A 26,970-nucleotide genomic window follows, 5' to 3' on the forward strand; every position below is an offset into this window, starting at 1 on the left:
GACGTCACGGCTTCTTGCTCCCGGGGCGCTCGGCGGCCTGGACCTCGGCCTTCGACTGGTTGAGGAAGACGACATTCTTGCCGCGGTCCGTCATGCGGAAGCCGATGGCGTTGATCTCGCCCTGCGGACCCTGGCCGGTCACCGCCTTGTCGCCCCAGGCGTTGCCCTTGCGGATGTCGGCCTCGGCCTCGCTGGTGGTGAACTCGTTGCCGTCGTCGCGCAGCACATGGACGTTGCCGCGCATCAGCAGGATGCCGGTGTTCTGGTTGTACCAGCCCTTGTCGGACCGCATGGTCACCCAGGTGCCGGTGGTCTCCGTCATCTCCGCCTGCGGGTCGTCCAGCAGGACGATGTCGGGCTGGTCGGTCGACTTGTCGGCCTTGGCCGCCACCAGCGAGAAGGGCTGGTTGTGTTCGTCCAGGCTGAAATAGCGCGGCTTCAGCATCTCGCTCTGCCCGGCGTCGGCGCTGACGCGGGCGCTCTGCGGGCTGTTCAGCGACGGCCAGGCGGCCAGCAGGGCCACCATCGCCAGCGCCGCCGCCGGCAGCACGAACTTCATTGCGGAAACGAAACGGCTGTAGACCCGGCTGACCGGACGGGTGTCGCGCCGCCGGTGCGCCCGCAGCGCCGCCGGCGGTTCGGGGGCGGCCGGCGCGCGAAGGTCCGGCGCGCCGGCGGACAGGCCGCCGAAGGTGGATTGCCCGGCGCTCGGGGCGGGGGCGGGGCGGCCGGCTGTCGTACGGTCGGGGCTGCGCAGGTCGTCCAGGCTCAAATCTTCGTCCCTCCGGCTCGGCGCTTCGCTTCCATCATGGACAGAACAATCGTCAGGCCGCACCGGCGCGCAGGACATCGTGGATGTGCACGATGCCGAGCGGCCGGTCGGCCTCGATCACGAACAGGGTGGTGATCTTCTTGTCGTTCATCTCGCGCAGCGCCTCGACGATCAACGCCTTGGGGCGGATGGTCTTGGGCCGCGGCGACATGATGCTGTCCGCGCGTTCCGCCAGAAGCTCCGGCGTCAGATGACGGCGCAGGTCGCCGTCGGTGATGATCCCGACCAGCGCCCCGGCATCGTCGGTCACCCCGACGCAGCCCAGCCGCTTGGCCGTCATCTCGAAGATGACGTCGGACAGCGGCGAGTCAAGACGGCACAGGGGCAAATCCTCGCCCTTATGCATGATGTCGGTGACCTTCAGCAATGCGCGGCCCAACTGGCCGCCGGGGTGGAACTCGCGGAAATCGGCGGCGGAGAAGCCGCGCCGTTCCAGCAGGGCCACCGCCAGCGCGTCGCCCAGCGCCAGCATCATGGTGGTGGAGGTGGTGGGCGCCAGCCCCAGCGGGCAGGCTTCCGGCTCCGGCGGGATGACCAGCGCCACGTCGGACTGCTCGGCCAGGGATGACGCGGCGCGCCGCGTCATGCCGATCAGCGGAATGCCGAAGCGGCGGGTGTAGGCGATGATGTCCGCCAGCTCGTGCGTCTCGCCGGAGTTGGACAGCGCCACCACCGCGTCGATCTTGGCGATCATGCCGAGGTCGCCGTGGCTCGCCTCGCCCGGATGGACGAAGAAGGCCGGCGTGCCGGTGGAGGCCATGGTGGCGGCGATCTTGCGGGCGACATGGCCCGACTTGCCCATGCCGGTGACGATCACGCGGCCTTCGATGCCCTGCAGGATGTCGAGCGCCCGCAGGAACTTGCCGTCGAGGCTGCCGGCCAGCGCCAGCAGCGCATCGGCCTCGGTCCGCAGGACGCGGGTGGCGCAGGCGAGATCGCGGTTCTCCACCGGGCTGGACCCGGCCAGAGTGGATCCGGTCGAGGCGGCACCGTCGGTCAGGCTGCCGCTCAGGCTGGACGTGATAACACTGGTCAAGGCTGTGATGCCTTCCATTCGCAAGGCCCGGCGATGGGCCGTTCACAAACACGGCGCCTGCCCGGAGGACTCCCGGCAGGCGCATCGAGCAGTATGCCCACCGGGGGACGCCCGGTCAAATCCACGCCCGGCCAGGGGGCGGTTGGTCGCAGATCGCTCCCTCTCCCGCCCCGGGAGAGGGCAGCGGTCGCAGTGTCAGTGCGCCAGAATGTCCGGGGTTTCCCAGCCGCCGAGGTCCAGCTCGCCGCGGGCGGGCAGGAAGTCGAAGCAGGCCCGGGCCAGATGGGTACGGCCCTCGCGCGCCAGCATGACGTCCAGCTTCGCCTTCAGGTCGTGCAGGTGCAGCACGTCCGACGCGGCGTACTTCATCTGGTCGGTGGTCAGCTCGGGCGCGCCCCAGTCGGAGGACTGCTGCTGCTTGGAGATTTCCACGCCCAGCAGGTCCTTGCACAGATCCTTCAGGCCATGGCGGTCGGTGAAGGTGCGGACCAGCTTGGAGGCCACCTTGGTGCAGTAGACCGGCTGGCAGCCGACGCCCAGATAGGCCTTCATCACCGCCACGTCGAAACGGGCGAAGTGGAACAGCTTGGTCACGGTGGGATCGGTGAGCAGGCGCTTCAGGTTCGGCGCCTCGTACTGGCCGGGGCGGAACTGCACCAGATGGACGGCACCGTCGCCGGCCGACAGCTGCACCAGGCAGAGGCGGTCGCGGTGGGGGTTCAGCCCCATGGTCTCGGTGTCGATGGCGACGCAGTTGTCGCGGGCGCCGGCGCCGAGGTCGAGGCCGTCGGGGAGGTCGCCGTCATGAAGGTCGATGGGCATGGTCGCGTCCCGGGGTGGTCAGGCCCCCGGCCATGGACCCTAGAAACGACGAACGCCGCTCTGCACGTCCTCCTTCTCAATCGAAGGAGCTGTGCATGCGGCGCAGCCGGGTAGAAAGAAATGGTGCCCAGGAGAAGACTCGAACTTCCACGACATTTCTGCCACAGGTACCTGAAACCTGCGCGTCTACCAATTCCGCCACCTGGGCTCGGTGCTCGGTGTGTGGGCGGTTGTTTAATGATCCGGCCGGGGGGCGTCAACAGCTTTTTTCCGAGCCTTCCATTTTTTTGCCGCATCGCGGGTTTTCTCCGGATTTTCCCGGGGCGGCCCCGGCCGCGACGATGCAGTCCCTAGATTGGGGGCGGTCCATTCGCTATAAGCATGGCCGCAGTTCCAGCAGTCCTCTATGGCGACACACAGTCGGACGACGCGCGGGGGCGCGCGCTAGAAGCGCGAAGACCCCGGTTTCGGCGCGCAACGACACGGGAGACGGTCGATGTCCTATCGCACTCAGGTTATCACGGTGTTCGGCGGTTCGGGCTTCATCGGCCGCCACCTGATCCGGCGCCTTGCCAAGTCGGGCGCCCTCATCCGCATCGCCACCCGCAATCCGGGCAAGGCCGGCTTCCTGAAGACGGGCGGCGCCGTTGGCCAGATCGTGCCGTTCGCCACCGACTGCACCGACGACGTGTCGGTCGCCCGCGCCCTCCAGGGGGCGGATGTCGCCATCAACCTGCTGGGCGTGCTGTACGAGCGCGGGAGCCAGAGCTTCCAGGGCGTGCATGTCGACGCCGCGTCGCGCATCGCCCGGCTGGCCGCCGCGGCGGGCGTCAACCGGCTGATCCAGATCTCCGCCATCGGCGCCGACGCCTCCTCGCCGTCGGTCTATGCCCGCTCCAAGGCGGCCGGCGAGCAGGCAGTGCTGTCCGCCTTCCCGGCGGCGACCATCCTGCGCCCCAGCATCGTCTTCGGGCCGGAGGACAATTTCTTCAACAAGTTCGCCGCGATGGCGCAGAAGGCCCCGGTCCTGCCGCTGATCGGCGGCGGCAAGACCCTGTTCCAGCCGGTCTATGTCGGCGATCTGGCCGACGCGGTGATCGCGGCGCTGGACAGCGACGCCAGCCGCGGCAAGACCTATGAGCTGGGCGGCCCGCGCATCTACACCTTCCGCGAATTGCTGGAGCTGACCCAGAAGGACATCCAGCGCCACCGTCCGCTGGTGACCATTCCCTGGAGCGCCGCCGAGTCGCTGGCCGGCATCCTGGAGAAGGTGCCGGTGCTGGCCCCGGCCCTGACCCGCGATCAGGTGGCATTGCTGAAGCAGGACAACGTCGTCTCGCCGAGCGCGCTGGGCTTCAAGGATCTGGGCATCACCGAGCTGGCGGCCTGCGAGGTGATCCTGCCGACCTACCTGTCGCGCTTCATCGTCGGCGGCAAGTACAGCGGCATGACCAACAACGCCCATTGAGGCAACGCCCGCCCGCGGGCGGGTTTGCTCTGATACTTCCGAAAGCCCCGGCCGCCGCGCCGGGGCTTTCGCGTTGAGGGGACCGGGGGGGGGGCGCTGCCGCGGGCATGGCACGCCTGCCCCATCGCCGCTTGAATTCCCCCGCCGCCGCCGTCATGTGGGCGGTTCAATTACGACGGGAACGGCGATGACGGGAGCAGAGGATATCCGGGGCGTGTCGGGCCGGATGGCGGAACAGGCATCGGCCGCGCGCTGGGCGACCGTCGCCGCCTTCTTCCTGAACGGCACCGTCTTCGGCGTGTGGGCGACGCAGATCCCGCTGCTGAAGAACCGGCTCGACCTCAGCCCGGCGGTGCTGGGTGCCGCCCTGCTCTGCCTTGCCGTCGGCGCCCTGACGGCGATGATCGCCAGCGGGCCGCTGCTGGGCCGGCTGGGCAGCGCGCCGGTGACGCGGGTGACCGCCCTGCTGTTCGCCGGGCTGCTTCCCCTGCCCTCCCTGGTGCCGGACGTGGCGACGCTGTGCATCGTGCTGGCGCTGTTCGGCGCGTCGGGCGGCACCATGGACGTTGCGATGAATGCCCAGGGCGCTCTGGTCGAGCGGCGGATGGGCCGGCCGATCATGTCGTCGCTGCACGGGATGTGGAGTCTGGGCGGGCTGGCCGGAGCGGGCCTGGGTGGGCTGCTGCTGCCGCTGATGGCGCCGGCGGCGCAGGCCGCGCTGGTGTCGGCCGGGCTTCTGGCGCTGTTCCTGGCCTTGCAGGGACGTTTCCTGCCCGACCGCAACGCCGGCGGCGGCGGGCTGGTGCTGCCCGACCGCAAGACCCTGCTGCTCGGCCTGCTCGCCGCCATGGCCTTCATGGGCGAAGGCGCCATCCTGGATTGGAGCGCCATCCATCTGCGCGACGATCTGGGCGCGCCGGCCTCCATCGCCGGCATGGGGTTCGGCGTGTTCTGCGCCGCCATGGCGGCCGGGCGGTTCAGCGGCGACCGGCTGCGCCACCGCTTCGGCGGGGCGACGCTGATGCGTGCCGGCGGCCTGCTGGCCACGGCCGGGCTGGGCTGCGTGCTGGCCGGGGGGATTGTCGCGGGGGGAGCGCCGGTTCTGGCAATGGTCGGCTTCGGACTGACCGGGATCGGCCTGTCGAACATCGTCCCGGTGCTGTTCAGCACGGCGGGGTCGGTGGACAGCGGTCATCCCGACCATGCGGTCGCCGCGGTGTCCACCATGGGCTATGCCGGCGTGCTGGCCGGTCCGCCGCTGGTCGGCTTCATCGCCGAGGCCACCAGCCTCGCCACCGCCTTCGCGATGATCGCGCTGCTGGCGCTGGGCATGGCCGCCGCCGCGGCCCGTGCGGTGCCGCGGCGTGTGGTTTAGCTTTTTTGCCCTCAATCGGCGGGCGCGGCCATCCGGCCGCTTGCCTTCGAGAGGCATGGGCCTGCGGGGCCGCAGTCGCGGCCCTACAGATAGAGGAACGCCAGCATGCCGGTGCCGACGGCGATGCGGTACCAGCCGAACGGGGTGAAGCCGTAGCGGCCGACGAAGTCGACCAGCGTCTTCACCACCAATGCTGCTGCGATGAAGGCGGTGACGAAGCCGACCAGGATCAGCAGACCGCTGTCCAGGCTCATCACCGACCAGTTCTTGTAAAGGTCGTAGACGGTGGCGCCGGCCATGGTCGGCACCGCCAGGAAGAAGGAGAACTCGGCCGCCGCCTTGCGGTCGACGCCCATCAGCAGCGCCCCCAGGATGCTGGCGCCCGACCGCGACACACCCGGCACCAGGGCCAGGCACTGGCAGAAGCCGATCTTCAGCGCCAGCGGGGCGGAGAAATTCTCGATCTTGTGGTAGCGCGCCACCGGGATCAGCCGTTCCACCAGCAGGATGGCGATGCCCCCGACGATCAGCGCGATGCTGACCACGGTGGGGTTGAACAGCACCGACTTGATGATGCCGTGCAGGCCGGCGCCCAGCACCATCGCCGGCAGGAAGGCGATGACCACCGCCATCACGAAACGGCGGGCGCCGGGATCGTCCTTCAGCCCTGTGGCGACATGCCACAGCCGCTGGAAATAGACCACGCAGATCGCCAGGATGGCACCGAGCTGGATCACCACTTCGAACACCTTGCCGGGCGGGCCTTCGAAGCCCAGCAGTTCGTCCAGCATGATCAGGTGGCCGGTGGAGGAGACGGGCAGGAACTCGGTCAGCCCCTCAATCAACCCCAGGAGGGTGGCGTCCAGATATTGATCGATCATCATCGCGGCACGCAGCCTTCGGCACGGTGAATGTTGCAGCGCTTATAGCAGGCCGTGGCCGGGCTTGGCGATGGCGTGGGGTCGGTACCCCTATTCGGGCGATAGTCCTGAATTGGGACTAATTTTCTGTCGCGTTTTTATGACACCCCACCGCCACGCCCACGCATTACAGCCTTGCGGAGGAAAAGGTCAACAAACCGGACCTATCGGTGTTTTTGTGCTTCCGCGGGGTGGGCGCATGCGTTATATGACGAGCGTCCGCCACTTCGCGGACGTTCGATTTCAACCCAGCCGGTCGGTGTAGGCCACAGCCGCAGCCCCCGGTCAGGCCCAGCAAGGCGATGCCCCCGCGACAGCGGGCGGGGCCGCGAAGCAAGGAGCAGACGTCATGGCGAACCAGAAAATGTTGGGCTTCGTGCACACCGCGCAGAAGATGCCCGACAAGCGGTCTGCCGCCGACCGCCGCCAGGACTTCGCCGAGATCTACGCCCGCTTCAGCAACGAGCGCGCCGGCGAGCAGGCCAACCGCTGCTCGCAGTGCGGCGTTCCCTTCTGCCAGGTGCACTGCCCGGTCTCCAACAACATCCCGGACTGGCTGAAGCTGACCGCCGAGGGCCGTCTGGAGGAGGCTTACGAGGTCTCCCAGGCCACCAACAACTTCCCCGAAATCTGCGGCCGCATCTGCCCGCAGGACCGGCTGTGCGAGGGCAACTGCGTCATCGAGCAGTCGACCCACGGCGCCGTCACCATCGGCTCGGTCGAGAAGTACATCAACGACACCGCCTGGGAAAACGGCTGGGTCAAGCCGCGCAAGCCGGTCCGCGAGCTGGGCCTGTCGGTCGGCGTGATCGGCGCCGGCCCGGCTGGCCTCGCCGCCGCCGAGGAGCTGCGCGCCAAGGGCTACGAGGTCCATGTCTATGACCGCCACGACCGCATGGGCGGCCTGCTGGTCTACGGCATCCCCGGCTTCAAGCTGGAGAAGGACGTCGTCGCCCGCCGGGTCCAGCGTCTGGCCGATGCCGGCGTCATCTTCCATTCCAATTTCGAGGTCGGCCGCGACGCCTCGCTGGCCGAGCTGCGCGAGCGCCACGTCACCATCCTGATCGCCACCGGCGTCTACAAGGCCCGCGACATCAAGGCCCCCGGCTCGGGGCTGAAGAACATCGTCCCGGCGCTGGAATACCTGACCACCTCCAACAAGGTCGGGCTCGGCGACTCCATGGAGGCCTATGAGGACGGCTCGCTGAACGCCGCCGGCAAGAAGGTCGTGGTGCTCGGCGGCGGCGACACCGCGATGGACTGCGTCCGCACGGCGATCCGCCAGGGTGCGACCTCGGTCAAGTGCCTGTACCGCCGCGACCGCAAGAACATGCCGGGCTCGCAGCGCGAAGTGGCGCATGCCGAGGAAGAGGGCGTCGAGTTCGTCTGGCAGGCGGCTCCCGAAGCCTTCACCGGCAACGACGTGGTGACCGGCGTCCGCGCCGTGCGCATCCATCTGGGTGTCGCCGACGCCACCGGCCGCCAGACCCCGCAGGTGATCGAGGGCTCCGACTTCACCGAGCCGGCCGACCTCGTCATCAAGGCGCTGGGCTTCGAGCCGGAGGATCTGCCGGGCATGTTCGGCTCGCCCGACCTGACCGTCACCCGCTGGGGCACGCTGCTGGTCGACCACCGCACCAAGATGACCAGCCTGGACGGCGTCTTCGCCGCCGGCGACATCGTCCGCGGCGCCTCGCTGGTGGTGTGGGCCATCCGCGACGGCCGCGACGCCGCCGACGCCATGCACGCCTACGCCCAGACCGTCGGCGCACCCAAGCTGGCCGTCGCGGCCGAGTAAGCCGCTCCTTCTTTCCGCTATCAGAACACCGTCTACCCCAGGGGGCCTTTCCTTCGGCCCCCCAGGTCAACGTCCAGACTGTGAAAGGGTCGTTCCATGACCACCGAATTGAACCAGGGTGAGCAGTTCGTCGCCGATTTCCGCGCCAACGCCGCGGCGCTGACCACTGCCCACGCCTACAATCCGGCCGACGAGCACGACGCCTGCGGCGTCGGTTTCATCGCCGCGATCGACGGCAAGCCCCGCCGCTCGGTGGTCGAAAAAGGCATCGAAGCCCTGAAGGCGGTCTGGCACCGCGGTGCGGTGGACGCCGACGGCAAGACCGGCGACGGCGCCGGCATCCATGTCCAGGTGCCGCAGAAGTTCTTCAAGGACCACGTCAAGATCATCGGCCACCTGCCGCCGGAGAACAATCTGGCGGTCGGTCAGGTCTTCCTGCCGCGCATCAGCCTGGACGCCCAGGAAGCCTGCCGCTGCATCGTCGAGACCGAGATCCTGGCCTTCGGCTACTACATCTACGGCTGGCGCCAGGTGCCGATCAACGTCGACATCATCGGCGAGAAGGCCAACGCCACCCGGCCCGAGATCGAACAGATCATCATCGGCAACGCCAAGGGCGTGTCGGACGAGCAGTTCGAACTCGACCTCTACATCATCCGCCGCCGGATCGAGAAGGCGGTGCAGAACGAGCGCATCAACGACTTCTACATCTGCTCGCTGTCGGCGCGCTCGATCATCTACAAGGGCATGTTCCTCGCCGAACAGCTGTCCACCTTCTATCCGGACCTGACCGACGACCGCTTCGAGTCGTCCTTCGCCATCTACCACCAGCGCTATTCGACCAACACCTTCCCGACCTGGCCGCTGGCCCAGCCCTTCCGCATGCTCGCCCACAACGGCGAGATCAACACGCTGAAGGGCAACGTCAACTGGATGAAGGCGCACGAGACCCGGATGGAGCATCCGGTGTTCGGTGCCAACATGGGCGACCTGAAGCCGGTGATCGGCGTCGGCCTGTCAGACTCGGGCGCGCTCGACAGCGTGTTCGAGGTGATGGTCCGCGCCGGCCGCACGGCCCCCATGGTCAAGATGATGCTGGTGCCGCAGGCGCTGACCAGCTCGCAGACCACGCCGGACAACCACAAGGCGCTGATCGCCTACTGCAACTCGGTGATGGAGCCGTGGGACGGCCCGGCCGCGCTCGCCATGACCGACGGCCGCTGGGTCGTCGGCGGCATGGACCGCAACGGCCTGCGCCCGATGCGCTACACCATCACCACCGACGGCCTGATCATCGGCGGCTCCGAGACCGGCATGGTCAAGATCGAGGAGAACCAAGTGGTCGAGAAGGGCCGCCTCGGGCCGGGCGAGATGATCGCCGTCGATCTCCAGGCCGGCAAGCTGTTCAACGACCGTGAGCTGAAGGACCATCTGGCCAGCCAGAAGCCCTGGGGCCAGTGGGTCAAGAACACCACGCACCTGGACGAGCTGGTGAAGACCGCCGCGCTGAAGGGCGAGCCGTCGGAGATGGAGAAGGAGGAACTGCGCCGTCGCCAGATGGCCTTCGGCCTCGCCATGGAAGACATGGAGCTGATCCTCCACCCGATGGCGGAGGACGGCAAGGAGGCCATCGGCTCGATGGGCGACGACAGCCCCATCGCCGTGCTGTCCGACAAGTACCGCGGCCTGCACCACTTCTTCCGCCAGAACTTCTCCCAGGTCACCAATCCGCCCATCGACTCGCTTCGCGAGCGCCGGGTGATGAGCCTGAAGACGCGTCTGGGCAATCTCGGCAACATCCTGGACGAGGATGAGAGCCAGACCCGCTTGCTGCAACTCGACAGCCCGGTGCTGACCACCGCCGAATTCCACGCCATGCGGGACTATATGGCCGACACCGCGGCGGTGATCGACGCCACCTTCCCGGTGGATGGCGGCCCCGACGCGCTGCGCGACGCGCTGCGCCGCATCCGCCAGGAGGCGGAGGACGCCGTGCGCGGCGGCGCCAACCACGTCACCCTGACCGACGAGGCGATGGGCCCGGCCCGCGCCGCCATCCCGGCGATCCTGGCGACCGGCGCGGTCCACACCCACCTGATCCGCTCCAACCTGCGCACCTTCACCTCGCTGAACCTGCGCACGGCGGAGTGCCTGGACACCCATTACTTCGCGGTGCTGATCGGCGTCGGCGCCACCACCGTCAACGCCTATCTGGCGCAGGAGGCGGTGGCCGAGCGCCAGCGCCGCGGCCTGCTCGGTTCGCTGTCGCTGGAAAAGGCGATGACGAACTACAAGAAGGCCATCGACGACGGCCTGCTGAAGATCATGTCCAAGATGGGCATCTCGGTCATCAGCAGCTACCGCGGCGGCGGCAACTTCGAGGCCATCGGCCTCAGCCGCGCCCTGGTCGCCGAGCATTTCCCGGCGATGGTCAGCCGCATCTCCGGCATCGGCCTGAACGGCATCCAGAAGAAGGTGCTGGAGCAGCATGCGCTGGCTTATGCCTGCGAGGCGCTGCCGCTGCCGGTCGGCGGCTTCTACCGCTTCCGCAAGTCGGGCGACCGCCATGGCTGGGAGGGTGGGATCATCCACACCCTGCAGCAGGCCGTCACCAACGACAGCTACACCACCTTCAAGAAGTATTCCGAGCAGGTGAACAAGCGGCCGCCGATGCAGCTGCGCGACCTGCTGGAGTTCCGCACCACCAAGGCCGCCGTTCCGGTGGACGAGGTCGAGAGCATCACCTCGATCCGCAAGCGCTTCATCACGCCGGGCATGTCGATGGGCGCGCTGTCGCCCGAGGCGCACGGCACGCTGAACGTCGCCATGAACCGCATCGGCGCCAAGTCCGACTCGGGCGAGGGCGGCGAGGATCCGGCGCGCTTCCGTCCCGACAAGAACGGCGACAACTGGAACTCCGCCATCAAGCAGGTGGCGTCGGGCCGCTTCGGCGTCACCGCCGAGTACCTGAACCAGTGCCGCGAGCTGGAGATCAAGGTCGCCCAGGGCGCCAAGCCCGGCGAGGGCGGCCAGCTGCCCGGCTTCAAGGTGACGGAGATGATCGCGCGGCTGCGTCACTCGACGCCGGGCGTCATGCTGATCAGCCCGCCGCCGCACCACGACATCTATTCGATCGAGGATCTGGCGCAGCTCATCTATGACCTGAAGCAGATCAACCCGGACGCCAAGGTCACGGTGAAGCTGGTCAGCCGGTCGGGCATCGGCACCATCGCCGCCGGCGTGGCGAAGGCCAATGCCGACATCATCCTGATCTCCGGCAACTCCGGCGGCACCGGTGCCTCGCCGCAGACCTCGATCAAGTTCGCCGGCCTGCCCTGGGAGATGGGCCTCTCGGAGGTCCATCAGGTCCTGACGCTGAACAAGCTGCGCCACCGCGTGCGGCTGCGCACCGACGGCGGCCTGAAGACCGGCCGCGACATCGTCATCGCCGCCATGCTGGGCGCGGAAGAGTTCGGCATCGGCACTGCCAGCCTGATCGCCATGGGCTGCATCATGGTCCGGCAGTGCCATTCCAACACCTGCCCGGTCGGCGTCTGCGTCCAGGACGAGAAGCTGCGCGAGAAGTTCGTCGGCTCGCCGGAGAAGGTCGTCAACCTCTTCACCTTCCTGGCCGAAGAGGTCCGCGAGATCCTGGCCAAGCTGGGCTTCCGCTCGCTGACCGAGGTGATCGGCCGCACCGACCTGCTGCATCAGGTCAGCCGCGGCGGCGCCCACCTCGACGACCTCGACCTCAACCCGCTGCTGGCCCAGGTCGATCCCGGCGAGAACGCGCGCTACTGCACGCTCCAGGGCCGCAACGAGGTTCCGGACACGCTGGACGCCCGCATCGTCGCCGATGCCCGTCCGCTGTTCGAGGAAGGCGAGAAGATGCAGCTCGCCTACAACGCCCGCAACACGCAGCGCGCCATCGGCACGCGGTTGTCCTCGATGGTGACGCGGAAGTTCGGCATGTTCGGGCTTCAGCCCGGCCACATCACCGTCCGCCTGCGCGGCACCGCCGGCCAGTCCTTGGGCGCCTTCGCGGTCCAGGGCATCAAGCTGGAGGTGATGGGCGACGCCAACGACTATGTCGGCAAGGGCCTGTCGGGCGGCACCATCGTCGTCCGTCCGGCGACCAGCAGCCCGCTGCTGTCGAACAAGAACACCATCATCGGCAACACGGTGCTGTACGGCGCCACCGCCGGCAAGCTGTTCGCCGCCGGTCAGGCCGGCGAGCGGTTCGCGGTGCGCAACTCCGGCGCCACCGTGGTGGTGGAGGGCTGCGGCTCCAACGGCTGCGAGTACATGACCGGCGGCACGGCGGTCATCCTCGGCAAGGTCGGCGACAATTTCGGCGCCGGCATGACCGGGGGCATGGCCTACATCTACGACCCGGAGGACTCGCTGCCGCTCTTCATCAACGAGGAGAGCGTCATCTTCCAGCGGATCGAGGTGCCCCATTACGAGGCCCAGCTCCGCGCGCTGATCGAGGAGCACGTCGCCGAGACGCAAAGCCGTTTCGCCGCCGAGATCCTCAACGACTGGCAGCGTGAACTCGGCCACTTCTGGCAGGTGGTCCCGAAGGAGATGCTGCACCGTCTGGCCGTGCCGGTGACCCTGCCGCGTGCCATCCCGGCGGAGTGACGACACCCCCCTGCCCCGCCCTAACCGGCGGGGCGGCGGGCGGATAGGGGAACGGCGCGCCATCCGGCAGGACGGCGCGCCGTTTCCCGTTTCAGCGGATCGAAGCCAAGCTACAGATCCCGCTCCATCACGATGCTGTCGAAGCGGTTTCCCGGCGGAAACTCCATTGAATTCCAGCCAGTTACCAAGAAGCCGGCCGAGGCATAGAACTCTTCCGCCACCAGACTGGCGTAGCACATCATCCGCAATGCGCCCGCCTCGGCGGCATCGGCGAAGCAGCGGTCGAGCAGCGCCCGTCCGACGCCGCGGCGCAGCCAACCGGGATGGGTGGCGAAGTGCCGGACATGGGCCAGCCCGGCTTGCTGTGGACGCGCCGGCTCGCCCGGCCAGTCGAAGCTCCAGCCGCCGCAGCCCGCCGGTGTGCCGTCCGCGGCCTCCGCCAGATAATAGGTGCCGGCGCCCAGCAGCGCCGGATTAGAGCGGGTGATGATGGGCAGCACCCGTTCCATCACCTCGGGCGGATAGCCGGCCGGCATCAGGGTCGGGTAGCAGGCCGACAGCACCGAGTTCACCGCCGGGGCGTCCTCCGGCCTTGCGGTGCGGATGGTGAAGCTCACGGCTGCAGGTCCCACGGCTCGTCCTTGGCCGCCGCGGTCCACTCCCGCATCGCCGGCAGAGCCAGCACGGCGTCCATATAGGCGCGCGACACCGGCGACACCGCGACGCCATAGGTCTCCAGCCGCGTCACCACCGGGGCGAACATGGCGTCGGCGATGGTGAAGGCGCCGAACAGGAAGGGTTCGCCGGCCGGGCCGCCGAAGCGGGTGCGGGCATCGTCCCACAGCGCCTCGATCCGGGCGATGTCGGCGGCGGTCGCCTCGGTCATGCCCTGGCCCTTGCGGTCGCGCTTGAGGTCCATCGACATGGTGGTGCGCAGCGAGACGAAGCCGGAATGCATCTCCGCCGACACCGAGCGCGCCACCGCCCGCGCCGCCCGGTCCGCCGGCCACAGCCCGGCCTCCGGCGCCAGTTCCGCCACATACTCGCAGATCGCCAGCGAATCCCAGACGGTCAGCCCGTCATGGATCAGGGCGGGCACGCGGCCCGACGGCGACCGTTCGGCGATGCGCGCGGCGGTGTCCGGCTGGCGCAGGACGATCACCGTCTCGGCAAAGGCGACCCCGGCCTGCCTGAGGGCCAGCCATGGGCGCAGCGACCAGGACGAATAGGCCTTGTTCCCAATCACCAGGGTCGGATCGGACATCGGACGGCACCTTTCAGGACACGCAATCTGCGGGGGCGTGAGCATGACCTGCCACCGGGACCGTAGCAAGCCATCCGGTTGCACCGGGGCAAGCATCTGCCCCGTGCGCGCGACAATGCTTTTCCGGGCATGTCATCGGAGCGGGTATAATGTTCGGCCGGATGGACCGGGGGAACCGTCCATCCGCGACACAAACCGATCTCTTACATTCCACGAGGCCTCATGACCCGGAAACTGTTCTGGGACGACCCCTACCGCACCCGCCTGGAAACCCACATAGCCGCGGTGGACGGCGACGAGGTTACGCTGGAGGCCACCATCCTCTACGCGCTTTCCGGCGGACAGGAGAGCGACGCCGGCACAATCGGCGGCTTCGACGTGCTCGAAGCCCGCAAGGACGGCCGCGAGATTCGCTACAGGCTTTCGTCGGGCCACGGGCTCACCCCCGGCGACGCCGTCGCGGTGGCGATCGACTGGGAGCGCCGCTACCGGCTAATGCGCCTGCACTTTGCGGCCGAGATCGTGCTTGAACTGGTGGTGGCCCGCCTGCCAAGCATCCACAAGGTCGGCGCCCATATCGCGGCCGACAAGGCCCGCATCGACTTCGCCTGGAACGAGCCGCTGACCCCGCTGCTGCCCGAATTCGCCGAACAGGCGGCGCGCGTCGTCACCGCCGATACTCCCATCCTGAGCGGCTTCAGCGACGAGGCCGCCGAACGCCGCTTTTGGGAGATCCCCGGCTTCGCCCTGGTTCCCTGCGGCGGCACGCACCTGCGCCGAACGGGCGAGATCGGCACGCTGACGCTCAAGCGTCGCAACACAGGCAAGGGCAAGGAGCGGATCGAAATCGCTCTGGCCAACACTCCGCCGTCACCCATGCCTCAAGCGGGAAGCGACTAAGTCCCTGGCCGGCAGGGGACGCTCGGAGCTTGCTCGGCATCGGCACGCCCGCCCTCCTGCGCCATCCCGGTTCATTCAACCGCTGCCGGCTTCCCCTCCCTGTGATAGGATAATTTGCTCATTTATATACTTTAGAAAGCAAGTCCGCTGGACCGTTGACTGCCAACGGCCTGAGGCTCATTCTCAGGGGTATGAACGCACATGCTGACAACCACATCGGCCGCGAAGAGGACTTTGATCCTATTAACGCCATGACGGAAGAGACGTTGGCGGCAGTTCGCCCGCTATTGGCGTCATACGATCCGGACTTCGACAGGCCGGATGATCTCCTCAAGGATTTTTATCTGGAAATGGATAGGGTTCGTCGGAAGACGGCGTCAGGTACCCATACGTGATAGCCCATTGGTACAGCGAAGAGCGCGCATCTATAATCCGTTGGGCCATAGTCGTGATGCTGTCATCGGTTATGGGGTTCTTTTTCCCGGCGTTGCGCCCACGGAGGGTTAGTAGGTGAACCTCTCTGCTCCCCTCCTCTCGGCAAATCACCGCGTGCGTTAACAGGTTTCTGTCCGCGCTCGCATCGGCGATGGCCTTCAAGGTTATATTCAGATCAGAAATCGCCTCTGGAGCGAGCGCCCTGGTATACGCGATGATTTTCAACATTTCGCACTTTGGCCGCGAGTCGAGACGAGCTGTCACGACGAAGCCTTCTTCCGGGGTGATGTTGAGGAGCTTCCACAGCACCAGATCAAGAAGGAACTCCAAGTAGGTCCAGTGGACGGTTGCGCGCCCTATATCTTTGAGCATTTGATCTGAAACGGGAATGATAAGGCCGTCAGACATGAAGTGTTACCATGGCTAAGGAGCGGAGCGTGGTTGAGGAGTTGGCTGAAGCTGAGAAGCTGGCCCGCACAGCTGAGGTGGTGAAGCGGATGCTGGCGACTCCAGCGAAGCCCAAGCAAGAGCGCAAGCCGAAAGCTTGCAGCGGCGAAGGCAAAGCCTAAGCCGCCGCGCAGTGTCGGATAGGTTGTCGCTGGAGTCGAGTTAGTTCGCGTCGCGGGCGCGGAGCATAGTCTTCACGACGCGCATCAGCGCGTGATACTCAACGCTGCTTATGGGCTCCGGTTTAGGCGGTTGCCCACTTACCAGTACGCCGATAGGTCAGGCGCTTGCCGGTGATGCCCTTCAAGGCCTCCACAGTGCGCTCCGTATCGGTGGACATTGGAACATCGCTGGAAAACTGTTTCACGGTGGTTCATCCGTTCCATCCATCCCACCGTAACGGCGGGACGGGCGTATATGGCGGCCGGATGGAACAGTGGAACATGCCTGGAAAACCGTTCCACTCTGTTCCATCCGCCGGCTTTCACAGCCCGCCCATGCCTGCCCGGCGCATCGCCCCCCTTTCCAGCCGGGGCCGGCCGCGCCATCCTTGGGGGATGGGCATCCGCATCGGATGCGTGACGTGATCTCGTGAAAAGGATTCCCCGTCTTGCTCGCCACCCTGCTTGCCGTCGACGGTCCCGACACCGTCGCCCTCACCCCCGTGACCAAGGCCGGGCTGGCCGACTGGCTGGCGGCGCAGTCGCCGGCCACAGCCTCCTGGGTCAAGGCCGTGGGCTTCACCGGCGAGGCCGGATCGACCGTCTTCCTGCCCGGACCGGACGGTGCCGTCGCCCACGTGCTGGCCGGCGTGTCGGCGGTCGACGATCTGTGGGCCTTCGCCGGCCTGCCCGCCTCGCTGCCCGCCGGCTCCTACCGCATCGACGCGGCGCTGGATGCGCGGGCGGCGACGCGGGCGGCGCTGGGCTGGGCGCTCGGCAGCTACCGCTTCACCCGCTACAAGAAGCCGCCCGAGAAGGGCTTCGCCACCCTGGTCTGGCCGGCGGAGGCCGACCACGGCGAGGTGGAGCGGGCGGCGACCGCCACCTGGCTGGTGCGCGATCTGGTGAACACCCCGGCCTGCGACATGGGTCCGGCCGAGCTGGCCCAGGCGGCGCAGGATCTGGCCGCCGAGTTCGACGCCGCGGTCGAGGTCATCGTCGGCCAGGACCTGCTCGACCGCGACTATCCGGCCATCCATGCCGTCGGCCGCGCCAGCCCGCGGGCGCCGCGGCTGGTCGACCTGCGCTGGGGCAACCCGATCCATCCGAAGGTGACCATCGTCGGCAAGGGCGTCTGCTTCGACACCGGCGGGCTGGACCTGAAGCCGTCCTCGGCCATGCTGATCATGAAGAAGGACATGGGCGGTGCCGCGCATGCGCTGGCGCTCGGCCGGATGATCATGATGGCCGGGCTGCCGGTGCGGCTGCGCGTGCTGGTGCCGGCGGTGGAGAATGTCGTCGCCGGCGACAGCTTCAAGCCGCAGGACGTGCTGAAGACCCGCAAGGGCCTGACCATCGAGGTCGGCAACACCGACGCCGAAGGCCGCCTGATCCTGTGCGACGCGCTGGCCGAGGCGGATTCGGAGAAGCCGGAGCTGCTGATCGACTTCGCCACCCTGACCGGTGCGGCCCGCGTGGCGCTCGGCCCCGACCTGCCGGCGCTGATGTCGAACAACGACGCGCTGGCCAACGACCTGACCGAGGCCGGGACCGCGGTCGACGACCCGATGTGGCGGCTGCCGCTGTGGGCGCCCTACCGCAAGGGGCTGGACAGCAAGGTGGCCGACATCAACAACGTCACCGCCAACGGCTTTGCCGGCGCCATCACCGCCGGGCTGTTCCTTCAGGAATTCGTGTCGAAGGAGACGCCCTGGGCGCATCTGGACACCTATGCCTGGAACGGCGCCAATCGTCCCGGCCGTCCGGAGGGTGGCGAGGCGCTGGGCCTGCGCGCCGCCTATGCGGTGATCGCCAAGCGGTTCGGCTGACCGTCCACGGCGGTGGAGACTGGGGGAAAGGACGGCGGGATGCCTCGCCGTCCGTCGATCCGGTGACGGAGGTGCCGCATGGCCGGAAGCAGGGCCGAAAGGACGGGCGGACAGGACGACTGGGTGGCGGTGCGCCGTGATGCGGAGACCGGCATCGAGACCATCCGCGCCCATTTCCGCGGCCATGCCTATGACCTGCACGACCATGACGAGCTGCTGGTCGGCGTCACCGAGCAGGGGGTGCAGGCGTTCCGCTGCCGGCGGCGGCTGCACACCAGCGTTCCCGGCCGCGTCATCCTGATCGAACCCGGCGAGGCCCATGACGGCCACAGCCCGGGGGAGGATGGCTTCACCTACGCCATGCTCTATCTGCCGGTGCCGCTGCTGACCGCCCGCAGCGAGGCGCTGCGCAGCCTGACGCCACGGGGAACCGGCCTGCCGCTGGGCTTCCGCGACACGCTGGCCGACGATCCCGGCCTTGCGGCGACGATCCGCTCCGCCTTCCTGGCCCTGCACCAGCGCGAGGGGCGGCTGGCCCGCGACCTGTCGCTGGACCGGCTGGCGGCGAGGCTGGTCGGCCATCTGGCACCGCCGGAGGAACGCCGGCCGCAGCGCCCCGACCGCGCCGCCCTCCTGGTGCGCGACCTGCTGCATGCCCGGATGGCCGAGGATGTCGGGCTGGACGCGCTGTCCGCCGCGGCCGGAGTCGACCGGTTCCGGCTGAACCGCGGCTTCCGTGCTGCCTTCGGCCTGTCGCCGCATGCCTATCTGGTCCGGCTGCGCCTGCGCACCGCCCGGCGCCGGCTGGCCGACGGCGAGGCGCCGGCCCTGGTGGCGGCGGAGGTCGGGTTCGCCGACCAGAGCCATCTCGGCCGCTGGTTCCGCCGCGCCTATGGCCTGACACCGGCCGCCTACCGCGATCTGTGCACGAACGTTCCAGACTGACGCGCCGCCATCGGGCATCTGAAGGGGCAAAGGAGATGATTGCCATGCCCGATAGCCTGATACCCGATAGCTCGATGCCCGAAACCGATCCCGCGGACGCGCCCGTCCGCTTCGACACCAAGGTCGCGCTGGTCGTCCGCACCGATCTGGCGGTCTGGCAGAAGCTGAACGTCGCCGCCTTCCTCGCCACCGGGATCGCCGCCGCGGCGCCGGACGCGCTGGGCGGGGACTATGTCGACGGCGCCGGACGCCGCTATGGCCGCATGCTGGGCCAGCCGATGCTGATCTTCGCCGCCGACCGCGACCGGCTGCGCGCCGTCCGCGATGCGGCGCTGGAACGGGGGCTGACGCTGGTGCCCTATGTCGCCGCCATGTTCGCCACCGGCCACGACGCCGCCAACCGCGCCGCCTTCCAGGCTGAGAACCCGGATGCCCCCGATCTGGTCGGGCTGGCCCTGCGCGGGCCGAAGAAGGCGGTGGACAAGACGGTGAAGGGCCTCGCCCTGCATGGGTAAAGGGCATGGGTGAGGGCGGCGGATGAACGCCACGGGTAGCGTCAACCCGCCCGTCACAGCTCCTGCGGAACGGTGATCGTCACGCTGGTGCCGTTGCCCGGCACGCTGTCGATGGCGAGCCGGCCGCCGAGAGGGCCGGTCACCGTGTTGAACACCACCGCCAGCCCCAACCCCTTGTGGCCGCGGTTGCGCGCGGTGGTGAAGAAGGCGTCGGTCAGGGTCGGCAGGTTGTTGGCCGGAATGCCAGCGCCGCGGTCGCGGACGATCAGGTTCCAGGCCGGGACCGCATCCAGCGTCGCCGGCTCCACCGTCACCTCGGCCTCGCCCGGACCGCCGCCATAGCCATGGGCGGCGGCGTTGGCGAACAGGTGGTGCAGCACCCGCTCCAGATGCGGGGCATAGCCGATCCAGGGGCAGGCGGCGCCGGGCACGATCCGGACGACCAGCGGCAGGTCGGGATGCTGGACCGCGAACAGGCTCGCCGCGTCCTCCGCCATGCGGCGCAGGTCCAGCGCCTCCAGCGGTTCGGCGGTCTGGCAGGCGGCGATGGCGGAAAAGGCCTCCACCAGCTCCACCGCGCGGGCAAGGTTGGCGTCGAGCAGGGCCGCCGGTTCCCGAAGTTCTTCGGTGGACAGCGGGCCGTTGCCGGGGCGGGCCAGATCCTGCAAATGGCTGGCCGCGGTGACGCAGACGCCGAGCGGCGTGTTCAGCTCATGCGCCAGCCCGGTCACCGCCTGGGTGATGGCGCGCTGGCGGGCCAGCGCCGATTCGGCGATGCGGGCGCGCCGCTCCAGATCCTCGCGCACCACCCGCTCCGATACCTCGCGGATCATGCGGCTGAGTTCGCGCAGCAGCTTCGCCAGCAGGTCGGGCGAGGGGGAGATCAGCGACAGGAACAGGTCGCGCTCCAGTTCGAACACCGTGACCGGCGTGGCGGCGATGACCGAGGCGGAGCGGGAGCCGCCGTCGATCAGCGCCATTTCGCCGAAACAGTCGCCGGCACGGCGGAACCCGACCTCCACCTGATCGCCGAAGGGATCGTCGCGCACCACGCGCACCGTGCCGTCCAGCAGGACGTAGAGCGAGCTGGCGCTGTCGCCCTCGCGCATCAGGACGGTGCCGGCCGCGGCGTCGAACACCCGCCCGCGCGAGGCCACGGCCGCGCGCTCCTCCGGCGAGAAGGCCTCGAACAGGACGATGCCGTCGAGGATTCCGCCGGGCGCGGTTGTGCCGGTGGTGGCGCTGGTCATGGTGACGGGATGCTCCGAATGGGCCTTGTCCCGACAGCATAGATCAAGCAGCCGGGAAACCGCGAGACGTTACCCGAGGCTTTCGCGAATCGGAAACCGGCTTTCGCGCGACAGGCGGTCCAACAGGCCGCGCGACCCGGCCTCGCATAGGTCCAGCACCTGCTCGAACCCGTCGGGGCCGCCATAATAGGGATCGGGCACCTCCCGCCCTTCCACCCCCGCCGCATCGTCCAGGAACAGGCGCAGCGCCGCGGTGGCGCCGGCCGGGGCGATGCGGCGCAGCTGGGCCAGATGGCCGTGGTCCATCGCCAGGATATGGTCGAAGCGGGTGAAGTCGTCCGCCACCACCTTGCGGGCGCGCAAGGCCGACAGGTCGACGCCGCGGGCCAGAGCCGCGCGCACCGTGCGCGGATCGGGCGGCTCGCCGACGTGATAGCCGTGGGTGCCGGCGGAGTCGGCGCTCACCAGGGCGCCGAGCCCGGCGCGTTCGGCCAGATGGCGGAACACCCCCTCGGCGGTGGGCGAGCGGCAGATGTTGCCCGTGCAGACGAACAGGACCTTGAGCACCCCTGGCATTCCTCTTCCTCGTTTCCTGCGGCTTTACTTCCGGGCGTGACGAGCGTACGCCGCAACAGTTTTCCACATGACCGGTTTCCGAACCGCTAAGGGGGATCCCATGCCCGCTCCCGCCCTGACCAACCGCCTGCGTCCGACCGACCGGATCGTCATCCTGACCGGGGCCGGGATTTCCAAGGAGTCGGGGCTGGACACCTTCCGTTGCGCCGGCGGCATCTGGAGCCAGGTCGATCTGGAGGATGTGGCGACGCCGGAAGGGTTCGCCCGCGACCCCGATCTGGTCCACCGCTTCTACAACGACCGCCGCCGCGGCCTCGCCGATCCGGCGGTGCAGCCCAACGCCGCGCACAGGGCGCTGGCGGAGCTGGAGCGGCGCTGGAAGGGCAACGTCCTGCTGGTGACGCAGAACATCGACGACCTGCACGAGCGCGGCGGGTCGAAAGCGCCGCTGCACATGCATGGCGAACTGCTGAAGGCCTTCTGCCTGCACTGCCGCACGGTGGTGGAGGTGCAGGGCGACCTGTCGGTGCACGACCATTGCCTGACCTGCGGCCGCAAGGGCGGCATGCGGCCCGACGTGGTGTGGTTCGGCGAGATGCCCTATCAGATGGAGCGCATCCAGCGGGCGCTGGAGGAATGCGACCTGTTCGTGTCGGTCGGCACCTCCGGCCATGTCTATCCCGCCGCCGGCTTCGTGGCGGAAGCACGCTCGGCCGGCGCCTATACGGTCGAGCTGAACCTGGAACCGTCGGAGGGCGCCTCCTATTTCCACAGCTCGATCCACGGCCCGGCGACCCAGGTGGTGCCGGCCTTCGTCCAGGATTTGCTGACGCTTGTCTGATGAAATCGTTGAAGGCGGTTCGGATCTCGACCGCCTGTTCGCAAAGGCGCGCGCCTGCACGCTGTGTGCGGGGGTGCTGCCCCATGGCTGCCGCCCGGTGCTGCGCGGCAGCCCCACCGCCCGCCTGCTGATCGTCGGGCAGGCGCCGGGTGCGCGGGTGCATGCCAGTGGCATCCCCTGGGACGACGCCTCCGGCGACCGGCTGCGCAAGTGGCTGGCGATGGACCGTCCCGCCTTCTACGACGAATCCCGCATCGCCGTGGTGCCGATGGGGCTGTGCTATCCCGGCACCATGCCCAAGGGCGGCGATTACCCGCCGCGTCCGGAATGCGCGCCGTTGTGGCACCCGCCGCTGCTGGAATCGCTGTCCGGCGTGCGGCTGACCCTGCTGATCGGGCAGTACGCCCAGGCGCGCTACCTAGGCGGCCGCCGCAAGGCGACGATGACGGAAACGGTGGCGAACTGGCGGGAGTACGGCCCGGCCTTCCTGCCTCTGCCGCACCCGAGCTGGCGCAACACCGCCTGGCTGAACCGCAACCCGTGGTTCGATGAGGATCTGGTGCCGGCCCTGCGCCGCCGGGTGGCGGACGCGCTGGGCGACTGAACCGCCCTCCCCTCGCCTGCTCCCCCTACTCCATCGTCTCGATCCGCTCCATGTCCTCGTCGGAGAAGCCGAAATGGTGGCCGATCTCGTGGATCAGGACATGGCGGACGATGGCCGGCAGCTCCTCCCCCGTCTCGCACCAGTAATCGAGGATCGGGCGGCGGTAGAGGAAGATCATGTCCGGCCCGCCGCGCAGGTCGGCGACGCTTTGCCGCGTCAGATCCACGCCCCGATAGAGGCCCAGCAGGTTGAATGGGCTTTCCAGCTCCATCTCCCGCTCGGTATCCTCATCGGGGAAATCCTCGACATGGATCACGAGGTTCCCGACCGGGGCGAGCAGCTCCGCCGGGATTGTGTCGAGCGCCTCTTCGGCCATGCGCTCCAGGTCTTCGACCGTGGGCGGAACCGTATGGGGACCTGAAGGTTTCCGTATCATGCCGCAGAAGGTAGCGAACCGCCGCCCGTTCGCCAAGAAGCTGCGGGCGGCAAAAGAGAGACTTAAGGAAAGGGAGGTCATCATGTCGGATCGTCTTGTCGGCGCGCATCGCCAGACGGCGCTGAAGGAACTGCACGGCTGGGCGGAGGTGCTGGAACGCGACGCCATCCGCAAGACCTACCATTTCGCCGATTTCCCCGCCGCCTGGGGATTCATGAACCAGGTCGCCCTGCTGGCCGAGAAGACCGGCCACCATCCCGAATGGTTCAACGACCTGGGCCGGGTCGAGGTGATCCTCTACACCCGCAAAAGCGACGCCGTGACCCAGGCCGACGTTGACTTCGCCCATCGCCTGGACCAGATGGCGCCCCTGCACGACCGCTGAGTGATTGCCAAGTGACCGCTAAGTGACCGCCGGGGCGGGACCCATCGCCCGCCCCCGGCGTTACTCCTGTTCCGCCGCCGACCGGGCGGCGGGACAACACCGTGCAGTGCGGAGCCGCCGACCATGCCGAAACCCCTGACCCTGTCCATCCCCCATTCGCTCGGCCGGGCGGAGGCCAAGCGCCGGCTGGTCGACGGCATGGGCGAGGTGCGGGCGCGCCTGAGCGCCGTGTCGGCCAGCGTCGACGACAGCTGGACCGACGACCGCCTGAACTTCCACGTCGTGGCGCTGGCCCAGACCATCGCCGGCCACATCGACGTGCTGGACGACCGGGTCGAGATGGAGGTGCAACTGCCCTGGGCGCTCGCCCTGCTGGCCGACAAGATCAAGAACAAGGTCTCGCGCCAGGGCACGCTGATGCTGGAGAAGAAGTAAGGATAGTGGGGGAGGTGCGGGCTTCGATTGCCCCCGCCCTGCCCCTCCCGCCTATCCTTACCTGCCCTACCCCTCCGACGCCTCTTCCACCTTGCGGCGCGCCAGCGGGTGGTGGTCGTGCATGACCCTCTTCAGCCGTTCCGTCACCACATGGGTGTAGATCTGCGTCGTCGCGATGTCGGCATGGCCGAGCATCTTCTGGACGGAGCGCAGGTCGGCGCCATGGTCGAGCAGATGGGTGGCGAAGGCGTGGCGCAGGACGTGGGGGCTGACCTTTTCCGGGTCGATGCCGGCGTCGATGGCCAGTTGCTTCAACAGCTGGGCGAAGCGCTGGCGCGTCAGGTGCCCCTCGGCGGAGATGCGTGATGGGAACAGGAAGGGGCTGTGCCCGGCCTCGCCCCCTGCCCCGGCGGCCGGCGGGATGAAGTGCCCGCGGAACGGGATGTAGCCGGCCAGCGCCGCCAGCGCCGGGTCGGACAGCGGCACCATCCGCTCCTTGCCGCCCTTGCCGCGCACCAGCAGGCCGCGGCCGTCGCGCATGATCGCGGTCATCGGCAGCCCGACCAGTTCCGACACGCGCAGGCCGGTGGCGTAGAGCACCTCCAGCAGCGCCACCAGCCGCAAGCCCTCCGGCCCGCCGCGCGCCTCGGCGGTGGACAGCATGGCGCCGACCTCCGCCTCCGTCAGGATCTTGGGCAGCGGACGGCCCTGCTTGGGGCTGTCGAGCGGCGAGGCGGGATCGTCGGTGCGGCGGCCTTCCGACAGCAGGAAGCGGTAGAACTGCCGCATCGCCGACAGCCGCCGCGCCACGGTGCGGGGGGCGCCGTCCTTGCTCTGCACCGCCAGATAGGCCCGCAGATCCTCGGTGCCCGCCGCCTCCAGCGCCACGCTGCGCTGGGCCAGCCAGCGGCCGAGGTCGGCAAGGTCGCGCTCATAGGCCAGCCGTGTGTTCACCGCCGCCCCGCGCTCCGCCGTCAGCATGTCGAGGAAGGCGTCCAGATGCGGCGAGGTGGCGAGCGGGCGCGGCTTGCACGGCCGGCCGCGCCGCTTGGCACCGGCTTTGGCGGCGGTCTTTTTGCTGCCGGTCATGGTGTCGGCGTCATGGTGGTGGCGGGCTCCACGGGGCGGAAGGTCATTCGGCGGTTGGATTCGGGGCCTGGGCGGTGGGACCGGCGATGGCGGCCATCGCCTCGCGAACCAGCGCGCGGGCGTCCGGTTCCAGCCCGACCGCCTTCAGGTTGGCCGCCACGCGGGCGGTGACGACGGGCGGCAGGGTGGCGGGTCCGGCCTCCCCAAGCAGGATCAGGGCGACGGCCACCGTCTCGCCGATGCGCCCGCCGGCCGCGGCGTCGCCCAGCCGCTGCCACAATGCGGGATCGACGCCGGCCTCGCTGCCGCTGGGCGGGCCGGCGCCATCGGTAACGGTCATCCAGGCCTCGTCCGGGATGGCGACCCCAGTGGCCTGGAGCAGCGCCAGCTGGCCGGCGACGCGGTTGCGGGCGGGGGTGTCGGCGCCGCGCAGCGCCTCGTCCAGCCACGCGCCCAGCGCAGCCGGATCGCCGCCGCCCTGGCTGCGTCCTTGGCCCGTCGCCACCACCGCCAGCGGCCACAGCCAGGCGGTGTCGGCGCTCCGGCCGCTGCGCAGCGCCAGATCGTGCCAGCGCCGCGCCTGATCGAGCCGCCCCTGCGCGTAATAGAGCCGGGCCGCCGCCGGGGCCAGCGCCGCGGCGTCGCCGGTCGGCGACACGCCGTCGAGCAGCCCGGCGGCGGCACCGCCGACCGGCCCGGCGCGCAGGCGCGGATCGACCAGCTCCACCGCCAGCGCGGCCAGCGCGACGCGCCGACGCCCGTCCATCGCCGCCGCCATCGCCTGATGGACCAGCGCGCGGGTGCGGGCGCCGCGGTCGCGCCGGGCGATGTCGCGGACCCGCAGCAGCTCATCCCCCACCGCCGGCACCTGGGCGTAGAGATCCTGGAGCTGCCGGGCATCGAGGAACAGGGCGGCTGCCGCCCGTTCGCCGGCGGCGGCGCGGGTGGTGGGATCGGTGGCGGGGTTGGTGGCGATGGCGGCCAGCGCCGGCAGGGTCTCCAGCGGCAGCCGGTCGGGCGGCACGCCGATCCGCGCCGTGCGCATGGCGGCAAGCAGCAGCGCCAGCCCGTCCGCATCGGCTTGCAGCGACAGCGAGCGGGCCGGCGGCGGGGCGGCACCGGCCAGCGCCTCGGCAACCGGCAGGAAGGGGTCGGACCGGCGGCTGTCGCGCAAGACCGCCAGCGCCTCGTCCGTGCCGGCCCGGTCGCCGGAGCGGGCGCGGCAGAACAGGCCCAGCTTGGCCCAATAGGCGGAGGCGAAGCTCTTGCCGCGGGCCAGCGCACGCGGGCAATCCAGCCCGCCGCGCACCAGCTCCGCATCGGTCAGCGCCCTGGCCGCCGGCTCGTCCGCCGCCAGCGCCGCCGGCAGACGCCCGGCCAGTTCGGCTGCCCCGGCGGGATCGCCGAGCCGCGCCAGCTTTTCGATGCGCAGGGCGCCGAGGCGGCGGGGCGGCGGGGCTTCCCCGGTCGCGACAGCCGGAGAGCCGGCGCTCAGCAGCAGGCGGCGTTCCAGCGCCTTGACGGTGGGAGACGGGGTGTCGACCGGCAGGGCGGCGATCAGGGGAAGAAGCTCCGCCCGGCCAAGACCGCGCCAGGGGTCGCCGCCCAGCCCCTGCAAACCGTCGAGGAGGCCGGCGCCGTCCGGATCGGGCGCCCCCAGCGGCTCGCGCGCGACCGGCGCCGGCCGCGCCACCACCGGCGAGACGGCGGGCGGCGGCGCGACCGCGGGCGGATAGGCCGGCACGATGACAGGAGCGGGTGCGGAGGGCCGGGACGGGGCAGGGGTTTCCACCGCGGCGTCGGGCGTCAGCCGGACCGGCGGGCCGAAGGCCTGGGCTGCGGCGGCCATGGACCAGCCAGCCGCCAGCAGCCCGGCCAGAAGCTGAACGGTTGCCCGTCCGACTCCCTGGGACCGGGCATGCTTCTGTAGGACGCTCGGTCGGACGCTTCCGGCCGATGGTCG

General features: G+C 69.2%; 26 protein-coding genes and 1 tRNA gene. 13 read left to right on the forward strand and 14 right to left on the reverse strand.

What is annotated here, in order from left to right:
- Nucleotides 1-4: 4 nt before the first annotated feature.
- From lptC to VH569_RS11250, 4 genes are all read right to left on the reverse strand, one after another.
- A complete protein-coding gene (gene lptC / locus VH569_RS11235) occupies nucleotides 5-772 on the reverse strand; it encodes an LPS export ABC transporter periplasmic protein LptC (protein ID WP_423315410.1) in 768 nt (255 codons plus the stop codon).
- 52 nt (nucleotides 773-824) lie between these two features.
- Entirely contained in the window at nucleotides 825-1,886 is a 1,062-nt protein-coding gene (locus tag VH569_RS11240; protein WP_423315411.1) for a KpsF/GutQ family sugar-phosphate isomerase, read from the reverse strand.
- A 177-nt stretch (nucleotides 1,887-2,063) separates the two neighbouring features.
- Nucleotides 2,064-2,690, reverse strand: coding sequence for a ribonuclease D (locus VH569_RS11245; RefSeq protein WP_109490480.1), 627 nt, complete (start codon nucleotides 2,688-2,690; stop codon nucleotides 2,064-2,066).
- Nucleotides 2,691-2,811: 121 nt separating this feature from the next.
- Nucleotides 2,812-2,898, reverse strand: a tRNA-Leu gene (locus VH569_RS11250).
- A gap of 288 nt (nucleotides 2,899-3,186) precedes the next feature.
- Here VH569_RS11250 and VH569_RS11255 point away from each other — a divergent pair.
- The gene (locus VH569_RS11255; RefSeq protein ID WP_423315412.1) at nucleotides 3,187-4,158 is read left to right on the forward strand and encodes a complex I NDUFA9 subunit family protein; all 972 of its coding nucleotides are present in this window, start codon (nucleotides 3,187-3,189) and stop codon (nucleotides 4,156-4,158) included.
- 187 nt (nucleotides 4,159-4,345) lie between these two features.
- Nucleotides 4,346-5,533 (forward strand): MFS transporter, encoded by a 1,188-nt coding sequence (locus VH569_RS11260; RefSeq protein WP_423315414.1) that lies wholly within the window; start codon nucleotides 4,346-4,348, stop codon nucleotides 5,531-5,533.
- 83 nt (nucleotides 5,534-5,616) lie between these two features.
- On the opposite strand, the gene VH569_RS11265 is transcribed toward VH569_RS11260, so the two are convergent.
- Entirely contained in the window at nucleotides 5,617-6,417 is an 801-nt protein-coding gene (locus VH569_RS11265) for an undecaprenyl-diphosphate phosphatase (RefSeq protein WP_109490477.1), read from the reverse strand.
- Between the two features lie 385 nt (nucleotides 6,418-6,802).
- Here VH569_RS11265 and VH569_RS11270 point away from each other — a divergent pair, with 385 nt between their 5' ends.
- A complete protein-coding gene (locus tag VH569_RS11270; RefSeq protein WP_423315415.1) occupies nucleotides 6,803-8,251 on the forward strand; it encodes an NAD(P)-dependent oxidoreductase in 1,449 nt (482 codons plus the stop codon).
- Nucleotides 8,252-8,347: 96 nt separating this feature from the next.
- Nucleotides 8,348-12,895, forward strand: a complete 4,548-nt coding sequence (gltB, locus tag VH569_RS11275; RefSeq protein WP_423315416.1) for a glutamate synthase large subunit — start codon at nucleotides 8,348-8,350, stop codon at nucleotides 12,893-12,895.
- A gap of 110 nt (nucleotides 12,896-13,005) precedes the next feature.
- Here gltB and VH569_RS11280 read toward each other — a convergent pair whose 3' ends face one another.
- Nucleotides 13,006-13,512 (reverse strand): GNAT family N-acetyltransferase, encoded by a 507-nt coding sequence (locus VH569_RS11280; protein WP_423315418.1) that lies wholly within the window; start codon nucleotides 13,510-13,512, stop codon nucleotides 13,006-13,008.
- Nucleotides 13,509-14,159: a glutathione S-transferase family protein gene (locus tag VH569_RS11285; protein WP_423315419.1), complete on the reverse strand. Its 651-nt coding sequence runs from the start codon at nucleotides 14,157-14,159 to the stop codon at nucleotides 13,509-13,511. The genes VH569_RS11280 and VH569_RS11285 overlap by 4 nt, the downstream gene beginning before the upstream one ends.
- Before the next feature lie 222 nt (nucleotides 14,160-14,381).
- On the opposite strand from VH569_RS11285, the gene VH569_RS11290 reads away from it, so the two are divergent.
- Nucleotides 14,382-15,059, forward strand: coding sequence for an alanyl-tRNA editing protein (locus VH569_RS11290; protein ID WP_423315421.1), 678 nt, complete (start codon nucleotides 14,382-14,384; stop codon nucleotides 15,057-15,059).
- Nucleotides 15,060-15,389: 330 nt separating this feature from the next.
- On the opposite strand, the gene VH569_RS11295 is transcribed toward VH569_RS11290, so the two are convergent.
- Nucleotides 15,390-15,902, reverse strand: coding sequence for a hypothetical protein (locus VH569_RS11295; RefSeq protein WP_423315422.1), 513 nt, complete (start codon nucleotides 15,900-15,902; stop codon nucleotides 15,390-15,392).
- A 29-nt stretch (nucleotides 15,903-15,931) separates the two neighbouring features.
- On the opposite strand from VH569_RS11295, the gene VH569_RS11300 reads away from it, so the two are divergent.
- Entirely contained in the window at nucleotides 15,932-16,063 is a 132-nt protein-coding gene (locus VH569_RS11300; protein ID WP_423315423.1) for a hypothetical protein, read from the forward strand.
- Between the two features lie 122 nt (nucleotides 16,064-16,185).
- On the opposite strand, the gene VH569_RS11305 is transcribed toward VH569_RS11300, so the two are convergent.
- Nucleotides 16,186-16,308, reverse strand: a complete 123-nt coding sequence (locus VH569_RS11305) for a hypothetical protein (RefSeq protein WP_423315424.1) — start codon at nucleotides 16,306-16,308, stop codon at nucleotides 16,186-16,188.
- A 243-nt stretch (nucleotides 16,309-16,551) separates the two neighbouring features.
- Here VH569_RS11305 and VH569_RS11310 point away from each other — a divergent pair, with 243 nt between their 5' ends.
- From VH569_RS11310 to VH569_RS11320, 3 genes are all read left to right on the forward strand, one after another.
- The gene (locus VH569_RS11310; protein ID WP_423315425.1) at nucleotides 16,552-17,931 is read left to right on the forward strand and encodes a leucyl aminopeptidase family protein; all 1,380 of its coding nucleotides are present in this window, start codon (nucleotides 16,552-16,554) and stop codon (nucleotides 17,929-17,931) included.
- A gap of 78 nt (nucleotides 17,932-18,009) precedes the next feature.
- Nucleotides 18,010-18,876 carry an AraC family ligand binding domain-containing protein gene (locus VH569_RS11315; RefSeq protein ID WP_423315426.1) on the forward strand — a complete coding sequence of 289 codons (867 nt, stop codon included), beginning with the start codon at nucleotides 18,010-18,012 and terminating at the stop codon, nucleotides 18,874-18,876.
- Nucleotides 18,877-18,920: 44 nt separating this feature from the next.
- Nucleotides 18,921-19,391 (forward strand): DUF2000 family protein, encoded by a 471-nt coding sequence (locus VH569_RS11320; protein WP_423315427.1) that lies wholly within the window; start codon nucleotides 18,921-18,923, stop codon nucleotides 19,389-19,391.
- A 53-nt stretch (nucleotides 19,392-19,444) separates the two neighbouring features.
- Here the strand turns inward: VH569_RS11320 and VH569_RS11325 are convergent, their stop codons facing one another.
- On the reverse strand, nucleotides 19,445-20,641 hold the full coding sequence (locus VH569_RS11325) for a sensor histidine kinase (protein ID WP_423315428.1): 1,197 nt from the start codon (nucleotides 20,639-20,641) through the stop codon (nucleotides 19,445-19,447).
- 69 nt (nucleotides 20,642-20,710) lie between these two features.
- Nucleotides 20,711-21,208 (reverse strand): low molecular weight protein-tyrosine-phosphatase, encoded by a 498-nt coding sequence (locus VH569_RS11330; RefSeq protein ID WP_423315580.1) that lies wholly within the window; start codon nucleotides 21,206-21,208, stop codon nucleotides 20,711-20,713.
- Nucleotides 21,209-21,317: 109 nt separating this feature from the next.
- On the opposite strand from VH569_RS11330, the gene cobB reads away from it, so the two are divergent.
- Together cobB and VH569_RS11340 are read left to right on the forward strand one after the other, a co-directional pair.
- Nucleotides 21,318-22,058 (forward strand): Sir2 family NAD+-dependent deacetylase, encoded by a 741-nt coding sequence (gene cobB / locus VH569_RS11335; RefSeq protein ID WP_423315429.1) that lies wholly within the window; start codon nucleotides 21,318-21,320, stop codon nucleotides 22,056-22,058.
- On the forward strand, nucleotides 22,051-22,662 hold the full coding sequence (locus tag VH569_RS11340) for a uracil-DNA glycosylase family protein (protein ID WP_423315431.1): 612 nt from the start codon (nucleotides 22,051-22,053) through the stop codon (nucleotides 22,660-22,662). The genes cobB and VH569_RS11340 overlap by 8 nt, the downstream gene beginning before the upstream one ends.
- A 25-nt stretch (nucleotides 22,663-22,687) precedes the next feature.
- On the opposite strand, the gene VH569_RS11345 is transcribed toward VH569_RS11340, so the two are convergent.
- Complete coding sequence (locus VH569_RS11345) at nucleotides 22,688-23,038, reverse strand: metallopeptidase family protein (protein ID WP_423315432.1); 351 nt, start codon at nucleotides 23,036-23,038, stop codon at nucleotides 22,688-22,690.
- A 142-nt stretch (nucleotides 23,039-23,180) separates the two neighbouring features.
- On the opposite strand from VH569_RS11345, the gene VH569_RS11350 reads away from it, so the two are divergent.
- The gene (locus tag VH569_RS11350; protein WP_098740824.1) at nucleotides 23,181-23,483 is read left to right on the forward strand and encodes a 4a-hydroxytetrahydrobiopterin dehydratase; all 303 of its coding nucleotides are present in this window, start codon (nucleotides 23,181-23,183) and stop codon (nucleotides 23,481-23,483) included.
- Between the two features lie 123 nt (nucleotides 23,484-23,606).
- On the forward strand, nucleotides 23,607-23,918 hold the full coding sequence (locus VH569_RS11355; protein WP_098740825.1) for a polyhydroxyalkanoic acid system family protein: 312 nt from the start codon (nucleotides 23,607-23,609) through the stop codon (nucleotides 23,916-23,918).
- A 66-nt stretch (nucleotides 23,919-23,984) separates the two neighbouring features.
- Here the strand turns inward: VH569_RS11355 and VH569_RS11360 are convergent, their stop codons facing one another.
- Together VH569_RS11360 and VH569_RS11365 are read right to left on the reverse strand one after the other, a co-directional pair.
- On the reverse strand, nucleotides 23,985-25,007 hold the full coding sequence (locus VH569_RS11360) for a site-specific tyrosine recombinase XerD (protein ID WP_423315433.1): 1,023 nt from the start codon (nucleotides 25,005-25,007) through the stop codon (nucleotides 23,985-23,987).
- Between the two features lie 43 nt (nucleotides 25,008-25,050).
- On the reverse strand, nucleotides 25,051-26,856 hold the full coding sequence (locus VH569_RS11365) for a hypothetical protein (protein ID WP_423315434.1): 1,806 nt from the start codon (nucleotides 26,854-26,856) through the stop codon (nucleotides 25,051-25,053).
- Between the last annotated feature and the right edge of the window lie 114 nt (nucleotides 26,857-26,970).

Origin of the sequence: Azospirillum sp. 11R-A (genome assembly GCF_049472615.1) — a bacterium.
GTDB lineage: Bacteria > Pseudomonadota > Alphaproteobacteria > Azospirillales > Azospirillaceae > Azospirillum > Azospirillum palustre.